The organism is Faecalibacterium sp. HTF-F (genome assembly GCF_023347535.1).
GTDB lineage: Bacteria > Bacillota > Clostridia > Oscillospirales > Ruminococcaceae > Faecalibacterium > Faecalibacterium wellingii.
On sequence record NZ_CP094473.1, the window covers coordinates 2,688,796 to 2,706,712 of the forward strand.

Genomic DNA, 17,917 nt, shown 5'->3' on the forward strand with positions numbered 1-17,917 from the left:
AATTCAAGGGCACAAACTGCTGTTTTTCCGGTTTTTGAACAGAAAAAGCAGCATTTCTGATGCAAAATCCATCAGAAACACTGCCGGCTTGGGCTTACTCTGTCGGTTGTTCTGTGGCTTCATGCCCCAGAACACGGCGTTCAGCGGATGGAGCATGGTGCGGCCATCCAAATTTGCAACTATTCTGATAAACGCTAAAAATCAAAAGGAGATTCCGCCATGAAAATCGCAGTTCCGTACAAAAACGGTCAGGTATTTCAGAACTTTGGTCACTCCGCACAGTTCAAGATCCAGGATACAGAAAACGGCAAGATTCTGAGCAGTGAGATCGTTTCCACCAATGCAGCAAGCGCCACATTCCGAAACCAAATCGACATCTGGAAACTCATGCTGTTCCATATGCAACGAGCGGGTCATTTCTACGGACTCCCAGTGCAGTGGTCTCATACAAAATCCGCCCCGCAAATCTTGCACGGACCTCGCAGCTCTGCGTCCCATCGGAGCTTTTCCACCTGCCCAGCAGTGCATCCTTTAATACTTCCTGCCCCGCACAGCAGCCACGCTTCCAGCGGTGCACCGCCGGGAACAGGCAGTTTCACCTGCCGTTTTTCACCGGGAGCGATTTCAGAGCCGCACAGTGTCATGCCGATTCCTCCGTATCAAAGACGACAATGGATTCCAGCAGCTTACGGGCATGTGCTGAAACTGGCGGCACAGGTGGAAGACTTTCCGCCCGTCACCGACCGTATCGCACTGGCAAACGGCACCCTGTATCTGGACGGCACTTTTCAGGAGGGTAAGCTGGAGATCGTCCGCAACCGGCTCCCGGTCAAATACGACCCGAAAGCTCCACAGCCCTCCCATTGGCTGCGGTTCCTGTCCAACCTGCTCTACCCGGAAGACATCCCCACGGTGCAGGAGTTCATCGGGTACTGCCGTAAGAAGTTCCTGAAATGGCAGGATGCACACCCGGAATTTCCGCGTATCGTATTTCACGGTCTGCAGCATTCCAGTGCCACCTATCAGCTGATGATCTCCGGCGGCGATGTGAAGGCCGTTCAAGGCACCACAGGACACGCTACGGCAGATATGCTGGTGAACACCTACGCCCATATCCAGCAGTCCTCTCGTGTAGAACTGGGCAGGAAGTTCGAGGAAGGGTTCTATGCTAAACAGGAAAGCCCCAGCCCGCAGGCTGTACCCGCCGCAGGCGAACCGACCATCTCTATGACTGCTCTGCTGGAACTGCTGAAGAATGCAGACCCCGAAGTAAAGGCTCAGCTCCGTCTGGCTCTGTTGACTTGATGCAAAATTTACCACGCATTTCAAAGCAATTCCAGCCTATGCAGAGGATTCCTATGAAAAAGCCAACCGTGCAAAAACCGTGCATTGACCGTGCAGATCCCGATTTTTCGGGGTTACATAACAAAAAAGAACGCCAAATCTTACGATTTGACGTTCAATATCTGGTGCACCTCCAGGGACTCGAACCCTGGGCCCACTGATTAAGAGAAACCAACGTGCAACAATCGTCAATTTCCAGAATTGCGTAAAATCGCTATTTTTATCGTTTCACCGTAAATTTGCATTTTGCATCTGCTGCATTCTTTGCACCTGTTATCCCCTCTTGCATCCGTTATCCAGCCGTTCCGGTGTGCAAAAAGTGTGCAAAAATGTGCAGAGCCAAAATCAGCACCTTAAAACAGGTATCGGATTTTTATGCAATGGGGTGAAAACAGGTCTGTTTCATCCGGCGAAAGGCACACTCTATATCACCAATTTATACCACACATCAAATGTACATCAACAATTTGATTCTTGGCAGGGATATGGACAATCGAACTGACACCACCTTATATAAAAGGAGTTTTCCCATGAACAAACTGCTTTCCTGCCGCTACAACATGGACACTAACCGGGTAGAAGCCCGGTTCGAGGGTGGCACTACCCTTGCCATCGACTGCATCGCCGTGGAGGACGAATACGGCAACACCCCGGCACAGCGGGCAGAACTGGACTGGCTGCTGTACCATAAGCCTTTGGAGTATGCACAGCTTGTGCTGGGTGGGGAGATTGAGCATTATCTCTCGCTTGGTTGCGACCATGGAAGAATGGAAGATTGATTGACAAGGTTACATAACAGTTAACACAGCTTGCATTTGCCCTGCAATTTTTCAGAATGGAACGCCCCAAGGGCATCCGGTCTATATCCGGCAGATTTTTCATAAAGAATCTGCCGGGTATTTTTGTTTGTCATAAAGGAAGTCTTGCTTTTTATTGTAAAATTGGATACAATATAAAAAAGACATTTACACGGAGGGCTCTATGGAATATATCGGCATCCAGAAGAAAAACGGCGGTGTGGTGGAAGCCCTGCAGCAGGCCATTTTATCTGGGCAGATCCCGGCGGGCACTGAAATGACCCAGAACGAACTGGCAGAGAGTCTCGGTGTCTCTCGGATGCCGGTGCGGGAGGCCTTGATGATCCTTGAATATCAGGGTCTTATCATCCGCCTGCCCAACAATCGGATAAAAGCGGCAGATTTGACCGAAGAGACACTGCGCCAAATTCTGGCATTGGGGGCTCAGTTGGAACGGCAGGCTATGCGTGCGCTGCCGCAGGATGCGATGTTGGCAGGCGGCGAGATGCTGCAGCACCGTACCCTGCGGACCGTCCTGCCATATCCGCTGCATCGCAAGCTGCTGGAGAGCATCCAGGAGACCTACATTGCCTTTGCCGTGAGCGCACGTCCTACGCCGGTGAACGACCGGCTTGCCCGCCTGCTGATGCTGGACCGTCAGGGCTCCCCTGATGTGCCGGATGCATGGAACGCCTATGAAGAAGAACTGTTGCATCTGATTTTAACGATAAGGAGTCAATATGCTGGGACTGAAACCCATTAAGCTGCTGCCTGCCCGCGAGCGGGTAGCTTCCGCTTTGCGGAAAGCCATTATCTCAAAAAGCATCCCGGAGGGCGCAGAACTCACGCTGGAAAACACCGCACAGGAACTGGGCGTGTCGGTCACGCCGGTGCGGGAGGCCTTTCAGATCCTTGCCCGTGACGGTCTGCTGGAAGTCAAGCAAAACAAGTGCGCCATTGTGTTGGGCGTAACGGAAAAAACGATTCGGGAGCACTACCAGCTGCGCGCTGCCTTGGAAGGAACGGCATGTATGCTCTGCTGCCAGAACAACGCTGACCTGTCCAAGATCAAAAACTGCGTGGATACTGCAGAGGAGGCTCTTTCTCTTCAGCAGGCCGGAAATTATACTGACTACAACCAGTCCTTCCATTTTGAGATCTGGGAAGCTTCCGGCAATGAAAAAATGCGCAATCTTCTCTCGGAGCTGTGGAACGGCCTGTCCATTGGCGTGGAAATGAGCGAGTTGGACTATGCCCTCAACTCCCAGAGCGAGCATAAAAAGATCTATGCAGCGCTGGAAGCACGGGATGCGCTGGCCGCACGGGCTGAAATGGAAAAGCACATCTACCGCAGTATGGACGATGCGCTGACCTATTATTTATAAGATCAGGGAGGACAAGACAGTGTATACCTGTGCGAACTGTACGGTTCTGGCCTGCGCCAACAACGAGCCGGAAAAGATGCCCAAAAACTGCCCTATGCGGAATGCTTCGGTGATGGAGGCCGCCCGCGCCGGCTACGATCTGCCTGAGAATCACGATTTCTACGTCAACTGTTCGGCCATTGAGGGACTTGGCTACTGTCAATGGCCCCGCCTGAAGGAGACGGTGGAGTTCTGCAAGCGGATGGGCTACCACAAGCTGGGTCTTGCATTCTGCAAAGGTCTGCGGAAGGAAGCCCGCATCGTGGCCGACCTGCTCCGTGCGCAGGGGTTTGAGGTGGTGTCGGTCATCTGCAAGACCGGCGGCATCTCCAAAGAAGAAGTGGGCATCCCGGAAGAGGTCAAGATCCACCCCGGCGAATTTGAGGCCATGTGCAACCCCATCGCACAGGCAAAGTTGCTGAACGAACAGCACACCGATTTCAACATTGAGGTCGGACTTTGTGTGGGCCACGACTCGATGTTTTATAAGTATTCGGATGCCATGGTCACAACGCTGGTGGCCAAGGATCGCGTTCTGGCGCATAATCCCTGTGGTGCCATTTACTGTGCCGAGGGGTATTTCAAAAAGCGGCTGGAATAAAAGAAGGATAAAACGTGCGTTCTCCAAAGCAGATGGAGAACGCACGTTTTTTTGCAGAAAGCGGTAGCGTGAGGTCTTCTTGTGTCCTACTGTTTGTCTGGCGTGCACAAAAATTGGTGCATAATCCGTGCAATGCGACAAAACTCGAAAAAAGGGATTGACAATTCTCTGTTTTGGGTGTATTCTCGTGTCGTCAAGTGGATACATTATCACAGATTAGATATAAAAATTAAAAAAGACGCTGCCGAGATGCCCGGAATTCTAAGGTTCCGGGCAGATCCTTCCAGAACAAAGAAGGGCTGTGAGGGCACAGCACGGCGGCAAAGACTCTGCACAACGAGGTGCAGCTGGGGTGTTCCGAAAGTCAGGGCTGTTATGCTCTGATGAAATGGATACATTATATTTCATTAAAGGAGGACCCCCGGTATGTCAGCAGCAACTATCACCCTACTCTTTCTTCTCTTCGCGGTTGTCATGTTCGTGTTTGAGAAGATCCCCCTCGGCGTAACGTCCATGATCGTCTGTATCGGTCTGGTCGTCACCGGCGTGCTGGACATCAAGACTGCTTTTGCAGGCTTCATCGACAGCAACGTCATCCTCTTTGTCGCCATGTTCATTGTCGGCGGTGCACTGTTTGAAACAGGCATGGCCAACAAGATCGGCGGCATTGTTACCCACTTTGCCAGATCCGAGCGCAGCCTCATCGTGGCCATCATGGTCATCGTTGGCCTGATGAGCGGCGTGCTCTCCAACACCGGCACCGCCGCCGTCCTGATCCCCGTGGTCATCGGCATTGCGGCAAAGTCCGGCTATGCCCGCTCCAAGCTGCTGATGCCGCTGGTATTTGCAGCGGCCATGGGCGGCAACCTTTCCCTCATCGGCGCACCGGGCAACCTTATCGCCCAGAGCGCTCTGGGTGAGATCGGGATGTCCTTCGGCTTCTTCGAGTACGCCATCGTGGGCCTGCCCATCCTCGCCGTCGGCATCCTCTTCTACGCCACCCTTGGCATGAAGCTGCTGCCCAACCATCCCGTCTCCGATGATGACTCCTTCGGCGGCGAGCAGGACTTCAGCAATGTTCCCAAGTGGAAACAGGTGCTCTCCTTCGTCATCCTCGTGCTCACCCTGCTGGGCATGATCTTTGAAAAGCAGATCGGCATCAAGCTCAACATCATCGGCTGTATCGGTGCGCTGGCTCTGATCCTCACCGGTGTCATCTCCGAGAAAGATGCCCTGAAGTCCATCGACCTCAAGACCATCTTCCTCTTCGGTGGTACGCTGTCTCTGGCCTCTGCGCTGGATAAGACCGGGGCAGGCGCAGAGATCGCAAACATCGTCATTGGTGCTCTGGGCAAGAATCCCTCTCCCTACGTCCTGACTCTGGTGGTCTTCCTGCTCTGCTGCGTCATGACCAACTTCATGTCCAACACCGCAACCACCGCTCTGATGGTTCCCATCTGCCTGAGCATCGCACAGGGCATGGGTGCCGACCCCCGCGCAGTCCTGATGGCTTGTGTCATCGGCGGCTCCTGCGCTTACGCAACGCCCATCGGTATGCCCGCCAACACCATGGTGGTTTCCGCCGGCGGTTACACCTTCAAGGATTATGCCAAGGCTGGCCTGCCCCTCATCCTCATCGCAACCGTCGTCAGCATGGTGATCCTTCCCATCGCATTTCCGTTCTTCCCGCAGTAAAGCGGACAGGAACGTTGAATATGAGTGAACCAACGCGCAAAATGTACCAAAGCTAAGGAGGCATTGGAATGAACAAACAGGAACAGGTGCAGCAGATGACGACCTATATGGCCAACTTTGTGAGCCATATCGCCAAGGTGCTGCCGGACGACATCATCAAAAAGCTGGATGAGCTGGGCGCACAGGAGGATGCTCCTCTGTCCAAGGTCATCTACGAGACCATGAAGCGCAACCAGAAGCTGGCCAAGGAGCTGAACCGCCCCAGCTGCCAAGACACCGGTGTGCTGCAGTTCTGGGTAAAGTGCGGCGTGGACTTCCCCCTCATCGGCGAGGTGGAGGGTCTGCTGAAGGAGGCTGTGGTCAAGTCTACCTTTGAAGCACCTCTGCGCCACAACAGTGTTGAGACCTTCGATGAGTTCAACACCGGTTTGAACGTGGGCAAGGGCACTCCCACCGTGTGGTGGGATATCATCCCGAACAGCGACAAGTGCGAGATCTACGCTTATATGGCAGGCGGCGGCTGCACCCTGCCGGGCAAGGCCATGGTTCTGATGCCCGGTGCAGGTTACGAAGGTGTGACCAAGTTCGTCATGGATGTCATGACCAGCTACGGCATCAATGCCTGCCCTCCGCTGCTGGTGGGCGTGGGCGTTGCCACCTCTGTTGAGACCGCCGCTCTGCTGTCCAAGAAGGCTCTGATGCGTCCTCTGGGCAGCCACAATGAGAACGAGCGCGCAGCCTATATGGAGAAGCTGCTGGAGGACGGCATCAACTCCATCGGCCTTGGTCCTCAGGGCATGGGCGGCAAGTACTCCGTCATGGGCGTGCACATCGAGAACACCGCCCGCCATCCTTCTGCCATTGGCGTTGCCGTCAACGTGGGCTGCTGGAGCCATCGCCGCGGCCACATCATTTTTGATAAAGACCTGAACTACACCATTGATACTCATTCGGGGGTGACTTTGTAATGCTGACCATCAAAGACGGAAAGAAAATTCTCACGACTCCGGTTTCCGCAGAGGACCTGAAGGACATCCATATCGGTGATGTCGTTTACCTGAACGGCGACCTGACCACCTGCCGTGATGTGGCGCACCGCCGCCTCGTGGAAGAGGGTCGCCCGCTGCCTGTGGACGTCAAGGACGCTGCCATCTTCCACGCCGGCCCCATCATTCGCCCTCTGGAGGACGACAAATTCGAGATGGTGTCTGTGGGCCCCACCACCTCCATGCGTATGGAAAAGTTCGAGTATGAGTTCGTGCAGAAGTCCGGTGTCCGCGTCATCGTGGGCAAGGGCGGCATGGGCCCCAACACCGAGCGCGCCTGCAAGGAGTTCGGTGCCATCCACTGTGTTTTCCCTGCCGGTAACGCCGTTGTGGCTGCCACCGAGGTGGAGGAGATCGTCGAGGCCCAGTGGCGTGACCTCGGTATGCCGGAAACTCTGTGGCACTGCCACGTTAACGAGTTTGGCCCCCTGATCGTTTCCATCGACGCTGAGGGTCGCAACCTGTTCGAAGAGAACAAGGTCATCTTCAATCAGCGCAAGGATAAGGCCGTCGAGGAAATTTGCAAGCACGTTGGCTTCATCAAATAAGATCCAACTGCGAAGCCAGCGTTGCCTATACCCTGCGGAGAGCAACCATCCATCAAAAGATTCTTCTCCTAAAATGAACTCACTATCACGTTAATTCTAACAACCATATTTGCTTTCACAGATCCAACAGACTTCTTATCATTTACTCCTATCTTCATTACCCTGTTTATCCTGCTTCTCCGCAAAACACCCCGGATGCTGTCTGCCATATCAGCATCCTGGGTGTTGCTATTTGCGGTCAAATATGTGCACGAAAAAAATGCAGACAAAGAAGATCTTGACCGTTCTTTTTGTTCTGCACACCTTTGCCACTGCTTTGCATCTGCAAGGTGGAAGTAATCCACAGGAGGACAACCCAAATGAGCCCATTGGAGATCACACTGGTCATCCTGCTTGTAACGATCATCGCCTTTGTATCCGGTAAAGTCCCGTTCTCGGTCATTTCTACCGGCATCATTCTGGCGCTGATCCTCACCGGCATCAAGACCCCTGCCGAGGCCTTTGGCGGCTTCATCAACACGAACGTGGTCATGTTCGTAGCCATGTTCGTCATCGGTGCAGGGCTGACCAAAACGCCCCTGATTGACAAAGCCCAGAGTCTGGTCATCCGCTACAAGGACAATATGCGGATGCTGATTTTTCTTTCCTGCGTGGCAGGTGCGTTTCTGGGCGCCATCACCAGTGCCACCGCAACTGCCGCTATCATGATCCCGCTGCTGGTAGGCATTGCGAACGACATCGGCGTGAGCCGCAGCAAGCTGCTGTATCCTTCTATGGCCTGTGCCAACATTGCCACCCAGATGACCTTTCTCGGTCAGGGTGCTTCCAACATGGCATGGAACGATGTCATGATGCAGGCCGGCGCACCGACACCGCTGCACATCTGGGATTTCACCATTGCGCGCATCCCGATGCTGACCATCGCCATCCTGTACATGACCTTTGTTGGCTATAAGCTGATGCCGGATATTCCCAACGAGCAGTTTTCAGATGCAGCACATACGGCTTCTGAGAGCGAAAAACTCAGCCCCTTCAAGCGCAAACTGGCTGTCCTGATTGTTCTGGTCTCCATTGCAATGATGCTGCTGGAAAATGTCATTGGTGTCAAGATGTATCTCACTTCCTGCATCGGCGCTGCCGCTCTGGTGCTGACGGGTGTGCTGACCGAGAGGGAAGCCCTCAACTCCATCCATCAGCCGACCATTTTCCTGTTTGCCGGTGTGCTGGCTCTGTCGGACGCCATCCAGACCACCGGTGCAGGCGATGTGGTGGCAGACTGGATGATCCGCCTGCTGGGCGATACTACCAATCCGTACATCATTATGCTGGTGTTCTTCCTTGTTCCCTTCATTCTGACACAGGTCATGTCCAATCTGGCTACCCTGACCATCTTCATCCCACTGGTCACTTCCGCCTGTATCCGCATGGGCGTAGACCCCCGTGCTGCCGTGGTCGGCGTGATCACAGCCAGCTGTGTGTCCATCATGACCCCCATGGCAGCTCCCTGCCAGATCATGATCATCGAGCCGGGCGGATACACCTTGAAGGATTATCTCAAGTGTGGTACCCCGCTGGCGCTCATCCTCATTGTCGTGTCCGTATTTTTCCTGCCGACACTTTATCCTTTTGCCTGATTCTATTTTCCCACCGCAGTAGTATCCGCAAACTGCATATCATAAATATGCCGTTCTGTTCGGCGCTATTTTTGAAAACCGCAATAAAAGCAGCAGAAGTTTTTGAGCATCTCATAATTCTGTCAAGAGGGCCGGCACCGTCCGGCCCTCTCTCTTTTTGCCAAAGTTTCCCTTGTGTTTTCTTGCAAGCTGCCGAAATCAGCGTGTTTTCAAAAGTTCGCGTTTGCGAAGCGTAGCGCAGCAATGAAAGCCCCAGTGGGGCTTTTAAGCGACAGAACGGTCTTGCGTAGCAAGATGGAGGGGCCTTGCCCCGACAAGTTCACGTTGACATGGCTCGATTTTTGTGGTAACCTATTCCAACAATTTAATATAACATATTTTACTTAGAGTTCCAGCTCGGCTCCCGAAGGAGTCGGAGCAAGTTTTTAACTTTCTGATCGCTACATAACGAACCCGAACCAAGGCCATCCCGGAAGGGATGGTCAGGTTCAGGTTGTTGTGTGGCGATTTTTTATTGCCAAATCCAGCACCGCACCTTGAAAATCGAAAGACCGTCTGCATGGGATACACGGCGATGACCCCGCAAGGGAGAGCCTGGAAACGCCGCCGAGAGGGGGCTGGAAAACCATGCAGGGAGAACGGCTAAACGTTGATTCCTCAGTTACCAGAAAACAATGTGGTCAAATCTGAAACTGACACGACACAACGGACGAGCTGGAGCACACGGCACTTACAACCCCAAGCACAATGACCGCAGTTTCAACCTTGCCAACAGTGAGCACATCGACCCGGAACGAGCCAAGGGCAACATCTACTGGGACTGCTTTCACGGTTTCCGTTCGGCTCTCGACCCACAAGACCCGGATAATCTGGCAGCGACCTTCTCAGATGTGGAACGGCAATTCTATGAGAGCCGCTATTCCAACTTTGTGGAAAGCCAGAACGAGCGCAACGCCAAAATCCGGCACACGGAGCGCAACCGCTCCATTCCCGACCTGTTGTCCAGCCGCAAGACCTGCCCGGAAGAAACTATCTATCAGCTGGGAACAATGGACGACCATGCCCCTGCAGAGGACTTGCTGAACATCGTCACCGAGTTCATTGAGGAGTTCAAGGCCAAGTTTGGCGAACACGTTCACGTGCTGGACTGGGCGCTGCATCTGGATGAAAGCACGCCCCACATCCACGAGCGCCATGTGTTCGACTGTGAGAACAAGTACGGCGAGGTTGCTCCCCAGCAGGAAAAGGCATTGGAAACACTGGGCTTCGAGCTGCCCGACCCGGATAAGCCCCTCAGCCGCCGCAACAACCGCAAAATCACCTTCGATGCCGCCTGTCGAAAGATGCTGTTCGAGATTGCCAAGCGGCACGGGCTGGAATTGGAGGAAGAAGCGGAATACGGTAACCGCAAATATCTGGAAAAACAGGACTTCATCCTCGCCAAGCAGAAGGAGCAACTTGCCGCCCAGCAGAGCAAGCTGAACGAGTTGACCCTGAAAGTTTTGGATATGGAGACCCTGCTGGAGAATGTTTCGACTGCAGCCTATGACAAGGCGGTGGAAATCGTGACAGACGTGGTACGCACCGAAACTCGGAAAGAGGATATGCGGATGATCGAGGACACAAAAAAGTGGGTGCTGTCCCCGGAACGCAAGGCTCCCAAAGCCACGAGGGAATATGCCGCCCACCGTTTGGACACCGTGCTGGACAAGTTCCTCAAGACCATGCAGACCACTGCTGCACGTCTGCAAGAGAAGCTGCTGAAGCCGGAAGTCCGACAGAAGGGTAAGGAGCAGGTCAAGGAGAAAGCACGGGATTCCGTTCTGCACCTGTTGAGCCGTTTGCAGGCGGAACAGGCGCAACGGAAGCCGTCTGCGCCGCCTATTGCCGAGAAATCAGAAACACGAGGTGATGTTTATTGAGCAAAGAAGTCAACGAAGAACGCACTCCCCGAACCGTTGAAGATGTGAAAGAGATGCTGACCAAGCACTCCAATGGAGAGATCCAGCGGACGATCCAAAACTGCATCACGATTCTGCAGAACGACCATGTGCTTGCCGATGCCATCCGGCTGAACCTGTTGAGCGAGCGCATCGACATTGTAAAGCCCGTGGGCTGGCCGAGATCTGGCAAGACGCTGAACGACACCGATATGAAGTATATCCTGCGGCGAATGGAGAAGTACGGCATCTCCAGCGAAAAGAAAATCGAATCCGCCATCCACATCGTAGCCAACGAGAACCGCTACCATCCCATCCGGGACTACCTGAACGGCCTGCAATGGGATGGGACTGAACGGATAGCCCACGTCCTGCACCACTTTCTCGGTGCTGCGGAGGACGAGTACACTTGCGAAGCCATGAAGATCTTCCTGCTGGGAGCCATCAAGCGCGTGTTCCAGCCGGGATGTAAATTTGAAACCATGCTCTGTCTGGTGGGCGGGCAAGGTGCGGGAAAGTCCACCTTTTTTCGGCTGCTGGCAGTCAAGGACGAGTGGTTCTCAGATGACCTGCGTCGGCTGGACGACGACAACGTGTACCGCAAGTTGCAAGGTCACTGGATCATTGAAATGTCGGAGATGATTGCCACCGCCAATGCCAAAAGCATCGAGGAAATCAAGAGTTTTCTCAGCAAACAGAAGGAAACCTATAAAGTCCCCTACGAAACCCATCCTGCCGACCGTCTGCGCCAGTGCGTCTTTGCTGGCACGACCAATCGACAGGATTTTTTGCCCCGTGACCGCACAGGCAACCGCCGCTTCATCCCTGTCCCGGTGGACGCGGAACTGGCCGAAGTCCACATTCTGGACAATGAAGCTGAATCCCGTGCCTATATCGACCAGCTTTGGGCAGAAGCCATGACCATCTACAACAGCGGCAACTACAAGCTGGCGTTCAGTCCCGCCATGCAGGAAACGCTGCAATCCCATCAGCAGGACTTCATGCAGGAGGATGCACAGGCGGGCATGATTTACGCCTTTCTGGAGGACTACACGGGTGACCGGGTGTGTTCCAAGCAGCTCTATGCGGAGGCACTGGGCAACACAAACATCCCGGCAGAGTGGGAGACCCGCGCTATCTGTGAGATCATGAACACGGGAATTTCGCGCGGCGATATACAAGGCTGGCAGGCGCACAAGACTGCCAAGCGTTACCCGGAGTATGGCGTTCAGAAAGGCTGGGAGCGCGTAACCAGCCCCGAAACCGGGGCTGAAAATTTCTCCGAAATAACGGATGCGGAAGCCAAGCAGCTGGGCTTTCCCTTCTGATGAACAGTGGTCACACGTCTGGTTACAGGTTCGGTTACGTTCTAGTTACGGCGAAAAAGCCGCACGACTGCTGCTTTTTCCGTTTTCTGTAACCATGTAACCTTAAAAAGGTAAGAAAAAGTATAAAGCCTACCGAATGCCCTGTGTGCAAAAAAGATAATTTTCCTGCCCGGTTACAGGCGTTCGGTTACAAGGAAACGGAGGTCTGCCTATGAATATGAATCGTCCTGACATGACCGAAGATGTGAAATCTAAAGATTATACGAATAAGTCCTTGCAAAAGGACTCGAACCCGGTTACAATGAAAGCGTCCAAATCCCCTGCCACAGAATCTTCTGACCAGACCAAAGCAGCCAAGCACGAACCGCTTGTTTACCGGGTGGAGGAAATCGCCCAACTTTTGGCGATTTCTCCCCGTGCGGCGTACAACCTGTGCAACACCACGAAGGATTTCCGGGTACTACGCATCGGCACCAGCATCCGGGTGAACAAGCAGAGCTTCGACAACTGGTTTGCAGCGGTCTGAGGGAGGTAATCTATGGCATCTATTATGAAGCGCGGAGATTCCTACTCCGTCCGTTACAAGTACAAAGACCATTCCGGCAAACCCTGCGAGGGATGGGAAAGTTTCAAGACTAGGAAGGAGGCGCAGGAGCGAAAGATCACGGTCGAAAAGGAATTGCTGGACGGCACATTCCTCGTCCCCGATACCATGACGGTAGAGGAAATGCTGTACAAGTGGATCCCGATCCAGTCCACCAAACACAAATGGTCTCCCAAGACCTACACGCAGTCGGTAGCGATGGTGCAGAACCTTATCGTGCCCTATATCGGCAATCGCAAGGTGCAGGAGCTGCGAACCTACGACATTGAGAAGTTCTATGCAACCCTTGCCAAGACCCCCTGCGGGCAGTATGTGCACGGCGTAAAGCAGAAGCTTTCCGAGAAGCAGAAAAAGCGGCTGCTGTCCAGCACCTCCATCCACGAAGTCCACACGCTGCTCAAGACCGCATTTTCCTATGCGGTGGAATGGGACTTGATCCACAAGATTCCCCTGCCCCGTGATGCCCCCAAGGTCAACATCGAAGAACGCACCATCTGGGACGAGAAAACCATGCTGGCAGCCTTGCAGACCATCGAGAACCCTGCCCTGCATCTGGCGGTGCACATGAGCATGATTCTTTCGCTCCGTGAGGGCGAAATTCTCGGCTTACAGCCGAGTGATTTGGATTTTGATGCCGCCGATGGTCGTGGTACCATCTCGGTCAGCAAAACCATGCAGCGAGCCAACAAGGACGCTCTGGAAAAGCTCGACCCCAATCAGGTGTATCACACCTTCCCGGACAGGCGTGAGGGAAGCAAATCCTCTCTCATCCTGAAAAAGCCTACGACCAAGAAGTCCAACCGTGTCCTGTATATGACAAAGCCCTTAAAGGAAGAACTGCTGGCATGGCTGGAAAAGCTGAAGCAGGACGAGAAGAACGCCTCGGAGAAGTACAGCAACTGCGGGCAACTGTTCCGGCTGCCGGACGGCTTGCCCATTGCACCGGAGCTGCTGACGAAATGGTACCGTCTGTGGAGAGCCGAGCACCCGGAGTTTGAGCAGATCGTGTTCCACGGTCTGCGGCACTCCAGTGCCACCTACCAGCTCTTGCAGTCGGATGGTGATTTTAAGTCGGTGCAAGGCAATACAGGTCATGCCACCGCATCTGTCCTGATGGACACCTACGCCCACACGCAGGACAAGCCCCGGCTGGAACTGACCGAGAAGATCGAAGCCAACTTCTATTCCCAAGACCTGGCCCCGGCAGCATCCCAGCCCCGGCAAAACGAAAAGCCGGCGGCAACAAAAATCTCCGGCAGGGAGATCCTTGAAGCCATCCGGCTGATGGATGCAGACGAACGCAGAGAATTGACGAGAGCCTTGTTCGCCTAAAATTTCTTCTTTTTATGCAAAGGAAAGCAGGCTGTGCAAACCTTGCGCAGAAAAGCCCCTGATTCAGGCAAATGTGCAAACGGTGTGCAGAAAGTGTGCAGCCGCTTTCTTACATAAAGAAAGAACGCCAAATCTTACGATTTGACGTTCAATATCTGGTGCACCTCCAGGGACTCGAACCCTGGGCCCACTGATTAAGAGTCAGTTGCTCTACCAACTGAGCTAGAGGTGCATATTATCAGAATGCGGTTTCTTCATTCTGATAACTCAAGTCGGCGACTACCTATTTTCACGCGCCGTTTCCAGCGAACTATCTTCGGCACAAGTGAGCTTAACTTCTGTGTTCGGAATGGGAACAGGTGGAACCTCACCGTCATCGACACCGACCGATCTGACTGGTTCAGTATACCATAACTGGTCTACTTTGTCCAGTGTTTCTTAGAAGGACGTGCCTTCAAAACTGAATAATCACTGCTTACATTTTTTCGTTGACTCTCAGAGTCTCAAGCGAATTGTGGTCAAGCCCTCGACCTATTAGTACACGCTTGCTGAATGGATCGCTCCACTTACACATCGTGCCTATCAACCTTGTAGTCTTCAAGGGGTCTTACTTGTTTGAAACAATGGGATATCTTATCTTTGGGTCGGCTTCACGCTTAGATGCTTTCAGCGTTTATCCGATCCGTACATAGTTGCCCAGCTATGCTCTTGGCAGAACAACTGGTGCGCCAGAGGTACGTCCGCTCCGGTCCTCTCGTACTAGGAACAGCTCCCATCAAATATCCTGCGCCCACGACAGATAGGGACCGAACTGTCTCACGACGTTCTGAACCCAGCTCGCGTACCGCTTTAATTGGCGAACAGCCAAACCCTTGGGACCGAATACAGCCCCAGGATGCGATGAGCCGACATCGAGGTGCCAAACCTCCCCGTCGATGTGGACTCTTGGGGGAGATCAGCCTGTTATCCCCAGGGTAACTTTTATCCGTTGAGCGATGGCATTTCCACTCACATACCACCGGATCACTAACTCCAACTTTCGTTACTGCTCGACCCGTCAGTCTCGCAGTTAGGCTCGCTTCTGCGTTTGCACTCTTTTGCTTGATTTCCGTTCAAGCTGAGCGAACCTTTGAACGCCTCCGTTACTCTTTAGGAGGCGACCGCCCCAGTCAAACTGCCCACCTAACAATGTCCCCCGCCTTGATTCAAAGGCGCAGGTTAGAATTCCAATATCGCAAGGATGGTATCCCAACGGCCACTCCACAAGCGCCAAAGCACCTGCTTCCCAGTGTCCCATCTATCCTGTGCATGCAACATCGAAACCCAATATTAGGCTACAGTAAAGCTCCATGGGGTCTTTCCGTCTTGTCGCGGGTAACCGGCATCTTCACCGGTACTACAATTTCGCCGGGCGGGCTGTTGAGACAGTGCCCAAATCATTACGCCTTTCATGCGGGTCAGAACTTACCTGACAAGGAATTTCGCTACCTTAGGACCGTTATAGTTACGGCCGCCGTTCACTGGGGCTTCGATTCAATGCTTGCACATCTCCTCTTAACCTTCCAGCACCGGGCAGGCGTCAGCTCGTATACGTCATCTTTCGATTTAGCACAAACCTGTGTTTTTGGTAAACAGTTGCTTGGGCCGATTCTCTGCGGCTGCATTGCTGCAGCACCCCTTCTCCCGAAGTTACGGGGTCAATTTGCCGAGTTCCTTAACAACCCTTCTCCCGTTGGCCTTAGAATCTTCTTCCTACCTACCTGTGTCGGTTTGCGGTACGGGCACCGCAGAAATACACACAGCTTTTCTCGCCATCTTCCATCCCGGACTTCGGTACTAACTTCCCTCGATCGCTACCGGAACCAACACCCGGCTCCGAGACTTCATATGTGTCCCTGTGCTTAACTCTTTTGGTGGTGACGGAATCTCTACCGTCTGTGCATCGGCTACGCCGTTAGGCCTCACCTTAGCTCCCGACTAACCTGGAGCGGACGAACCTTCCTCCAGAAACCTGAGGCTTTCGGCCATGCAGATTCTCACTGCATTCGCGCTACTCATTCCGGCATTCTCACTTCTATACACTCCACAGCCGCTTACGCTACTGTTTCACCGCGTATACAACGCTCCCCTACCCAATACATTGCTGTATTGCCTAAGCTTCGGTGTCAGGTTTAGCCCCGTTAAATTCTCCGCGCAAAGACGCTCGACCAGTGAGCTATTACGCACTCTTTGAATGAGTGGCTGCTTCTGAGCCAACATCCTGGTTGTCTGCGTATCTTCACATCGTTTTCCACTTAACCTGACTTTGGGACCTTAGCTGTAGATCTGGGCTGTTTCCCTTTTGACAATGACATTTATCTGACACTGTCTGACTCCCAAGCATCAATACTCTGGCATTCTGAGTTTGATAAGCTTCGCTAACCTCTCGGCCGCTAGGCTATTCAGTGCTTTACCTCCAGGTATCTAACTTGAGGCTAGTCCTAAAACTATTTCGGGGAGAACCAGCTATCTCCGGGTTCGATTGGAATTTCTCCGCTACCCACAGTTCATCCGCCGCCTTTTCAACGGAGGTCGGTTCGGTCCTCCATGGAATTTTACTTCCACTTCAACCTGACCATGGGTAGGTCACCCGGTTTCGGGCCCATTATATGCAACTTAACGCCCTTTTCAAACTCGCTTTCGCTTCGGCTCCAGACCTTAAGTCCTTAACCTTGCTGCATACAATCGCTCGCCGGACCGTTCTACAAAAAGTACCCTATCACGCTTTGACGCGCTCTAGGTGCTTGTAGGCACAGGGTTTCAGGTTCTTTTTCACTCCCCTCCCGGGGTGCTTTTCACCTTTCCTTCACAGTACTATACGCTATCGGTCACTGGGTAGTATTTAGGGTTGGAGGGTGGTCCCCCCGTATTCCGACCAGGTTTCACGTGTCTGGCCGTACTCTGGAATTCGCTCGGCTCTTGTCGTTTTCACCTACGTGGTTTTCACACTCTCTGACCGGCCTTCCCATGCCGTTCGGTTAACAACTTAAGTCCTAAATGCGCTCCGTACCCCGAAAGTATTTCTACTCTCGGTTTGCCCTCTTCCGCGTTCGCTCGCCACTACTTACGGAATCTCGTTTGATGTCTCTTCCTCGCCCTACTTAGATGTTTCAGTTCAGGCGGTTCCCTCGATATACCTATTTTGAAGTTCAGTATAACGTACCTGAGTATGAACCCAGGTGAGTTTCCTCATTCAGAAATCTCCGGATCAATGCTTATTTGCAGCTCCCCGAAGCTTATCGCAGCTTATCACGTCTTTCATCGGCTCCCAGTGCCAAGGCATTCGCCCTGCGCCCTTGTTCGCTTGACCTTTCAAACGTTCTCTTGGAACATTTGGTATCCTCTTGATTCTCTCTTGCCAACGAAGATTATTGTTACCCTTCCTTTTGAAATTGTAATATTTCTTAAAAAGAACTTACTATAATCTTTGTTTCGCAGTTATTATTCAGTTTTCAAGGTACGTCTTTGAAGGTTCTTTCAAGCTTTCGCTCTTCAGGGCCCTCAAAATCGAACAATATCTACTCTGCTTGTTTGTTACCTGTCCGAAAGATCGTCATCTTTGATGTCGCTCTTTCGCCTGACTCC

Annotated in this window: 13 protein-coding genes, 1 tRNA gene, 2 rRNA genes and 1 pseudogene; 13 read left to right on the forward strand and 4 right to left on the reverse strand. The window is 53.0% G+C overall.

Annotated features, from left to right (window positions below; translation table 11 throughout):
- Window positions 1–201: 201 nt before the first annotated feature.
- Window positions 202–417 (reverse strand): hypothetical protein, encoded by a 216-nt coding sequence (locus tag MTP37_RS12685; RefSeq protein WP_249237580.1) that lies wholly within the window; start codon window positions 415–417, stop codon window positions 202–204.
- A gap of 279 nt (window positions 418–696) precedes the next feature.
- Between MTP37_RS12685 and MTP37_RS12690 the strand changes: the two are divergent.
- The 13 genes and pseudogenes from MTP37_RS12690 to MTP37_RS12750 form a co-directional block, all read left to right on the forward strand.
- A pseudogene (locus MTP37_RS12690) lies at window positions 697–936 on the forward strand (DNA primase family protein); the annotation flags it as partial.
- A gap of 938 nt (window positions 937–1,874) precedes the next feature.
- A complete protein-coding gene (locus tag MTP37_RS12695) occupies window positions 1,875–2,123 on the forward strand; it encodes a DUF6061 family protein (protein WP_249237581.1) in 249 nt (82 codons plus the stop codon).
- 202 nt (window positions 2,124–2,325) lie between these two features.
- Entirely contained in the window at window positions 2,326–2,904 is a 579-nt protein-coding gene (locus MTP37_RS12700; protein ID WP_154258460.1) for a GntR family transcriptional regulator, read from the forward strand.
- A complete protein-coding gene (locus tag MTP37_RS12705; protein WP_249237582.1) occupies window positions 2,882–3,526 on the forward strand; it encodes a GntR family transcriptional regulator in 645 nt (214 codons plus the stop codon). Before MTP37_RS12700 ends, MTP37_RS12705 begins: the two co-directional genes overlap by 23 nt.
- Before the next feature lie 19 nt (window positions 3,527–3,545).
- A complete protein-coding gene (locus tag MTP37_RS12710) occupies window positions 3,546–4,166 on the forward strand; it encodes a DUF1847 domain-containing protein (protein WP_044953533.1) in 621 nt (206 codons plus the stop codon).
- Window positions 4,167–4,592: 426 nt separating this feature from the next.
- Window positions 4,593–5,861 carry an SLC13 family permease gene (locus MTP37_RS12715; RefSeq protein WP_249237583.1) on the forward strand — a complete coding sequence of 423 codons (1,269 nt, stop codon included), beginning with the start codon at window positions 4,593–4,595 and terminating at the stop codon, window positions 5,859–5,861.
- Window positions 5,862–5,929: 68 nt separating this feature from the next.
- Window positions 5,930–6,829, forward strand: a complete 900-nt coding sequence (gene ttdA, locus MTP37_RS12720) for a L(+)-tartrate dehydratase subunit alpha (protein WP_044953528.1) — start codon at window positions 5,930–5,932, stop codon at window positions 6,827–6,829.
- A complete protein-coding gene (ttdB, locus tag MTP37_RS12725) occupies window positions 6,829–7,455 on the forward strand; it encodes a L(+)-tartrate dehydratase subunit beta (RefSeq protein WP_005940583.1) in 627 nt (208 codons plus the stop codon). The genes ttdA and ttdB overlap by 1 nt, the downstream gene beginning before the upstream one ends.
- Window positions 7,456–7,814: 359 nt before the next feature.
- A complete protein-coding gene (locus MTP37_RS12730) occupies window positions 7,815–9,089 on the forward strand; it encodes an SLC13 family permease (RefSeq protein ID WP_120080847.1) in 1,275 nt (424 codons plus the stop codon).
- 674 nt (window positions 9,090–9,763) lie between these two features.
- Window positions 9,764–11,011, forward strand: a complete 1,248-nt coding sequence (locus MTP37_RS12735) for a hypothetical protein (protein WP_249237584.1) — start codon at window positions 9,764–9,766, stop codon at window positions 11,009–11,011.
- A 53-nt stretch (window positions 11,012–11,064) separates the two neighbouring features.
- Complete coding sequence (locus MTP37_RS12740; RefSeq protein WP_249238727.1) at window positions 11,065–12,357, forward strand: virulence-associated E family protein; 1,293 nt, start codon at window positions 11,065–11,067, stop codon at window positions 12,355–12,357.
- 211 nt (window positions 12,358–12,568) lie between these two features.
- The gene (locus tag MTP37_RS12745) at window positions 12,569–12,883 is read left to right on the forward strand and encodes a helix-turn-helix domain-containing protein (RefSeq protein ID WP_156071667.1); all 315 of its coding nucleotides are present in this window, start codon (window positions 12,569–12,571) and stop codon (window positions 12,881–12,883) included.
- Between the two features lie 12 nt (window positions 12,884–12,895).
- A complete protein-coding gene (locus MTP37_RS12750) occupies window positions 12,896–14,293 on the forward strand; it encodes a site-specific integrase (protein ID WP_249237585.1) in 1,398 nt (465 codons plus the stop codon).
- Between the two features lie 156 nt (window positions 14,294–14,449).
- On the opposite strand, the gene MTP37_RS12755 is transcribed toward MTP37_RS12750, so the two are convergent.
- The 3 genes from MTP37_RS12755 to MTP37_RS12765 form a co-directional block, all read right to left on the reverse strand.
- Window positions 14,450–14,525, reverse strand: a tRNA-Lys gene (locus MTP37_RS12755).
- 38 nt (window positions 14,526–14,563) lie between these two features.
- Window positions 14,564–14,680: ribosomal RNA gene (gene rrf, locus MTP37_RS12760) — 5S ribosomal RNA — on the reverse strand.
- 127 nt (window positions 14,681–14,807) lie between these two features.
- Window positions 14,808–17,642 (reverse strand): 23S ribosomal RNA (locus MTP37_RS12765).
- Between the last annotated feature and the right edge of the window lie 275 nt (window positions 17,643–17,917).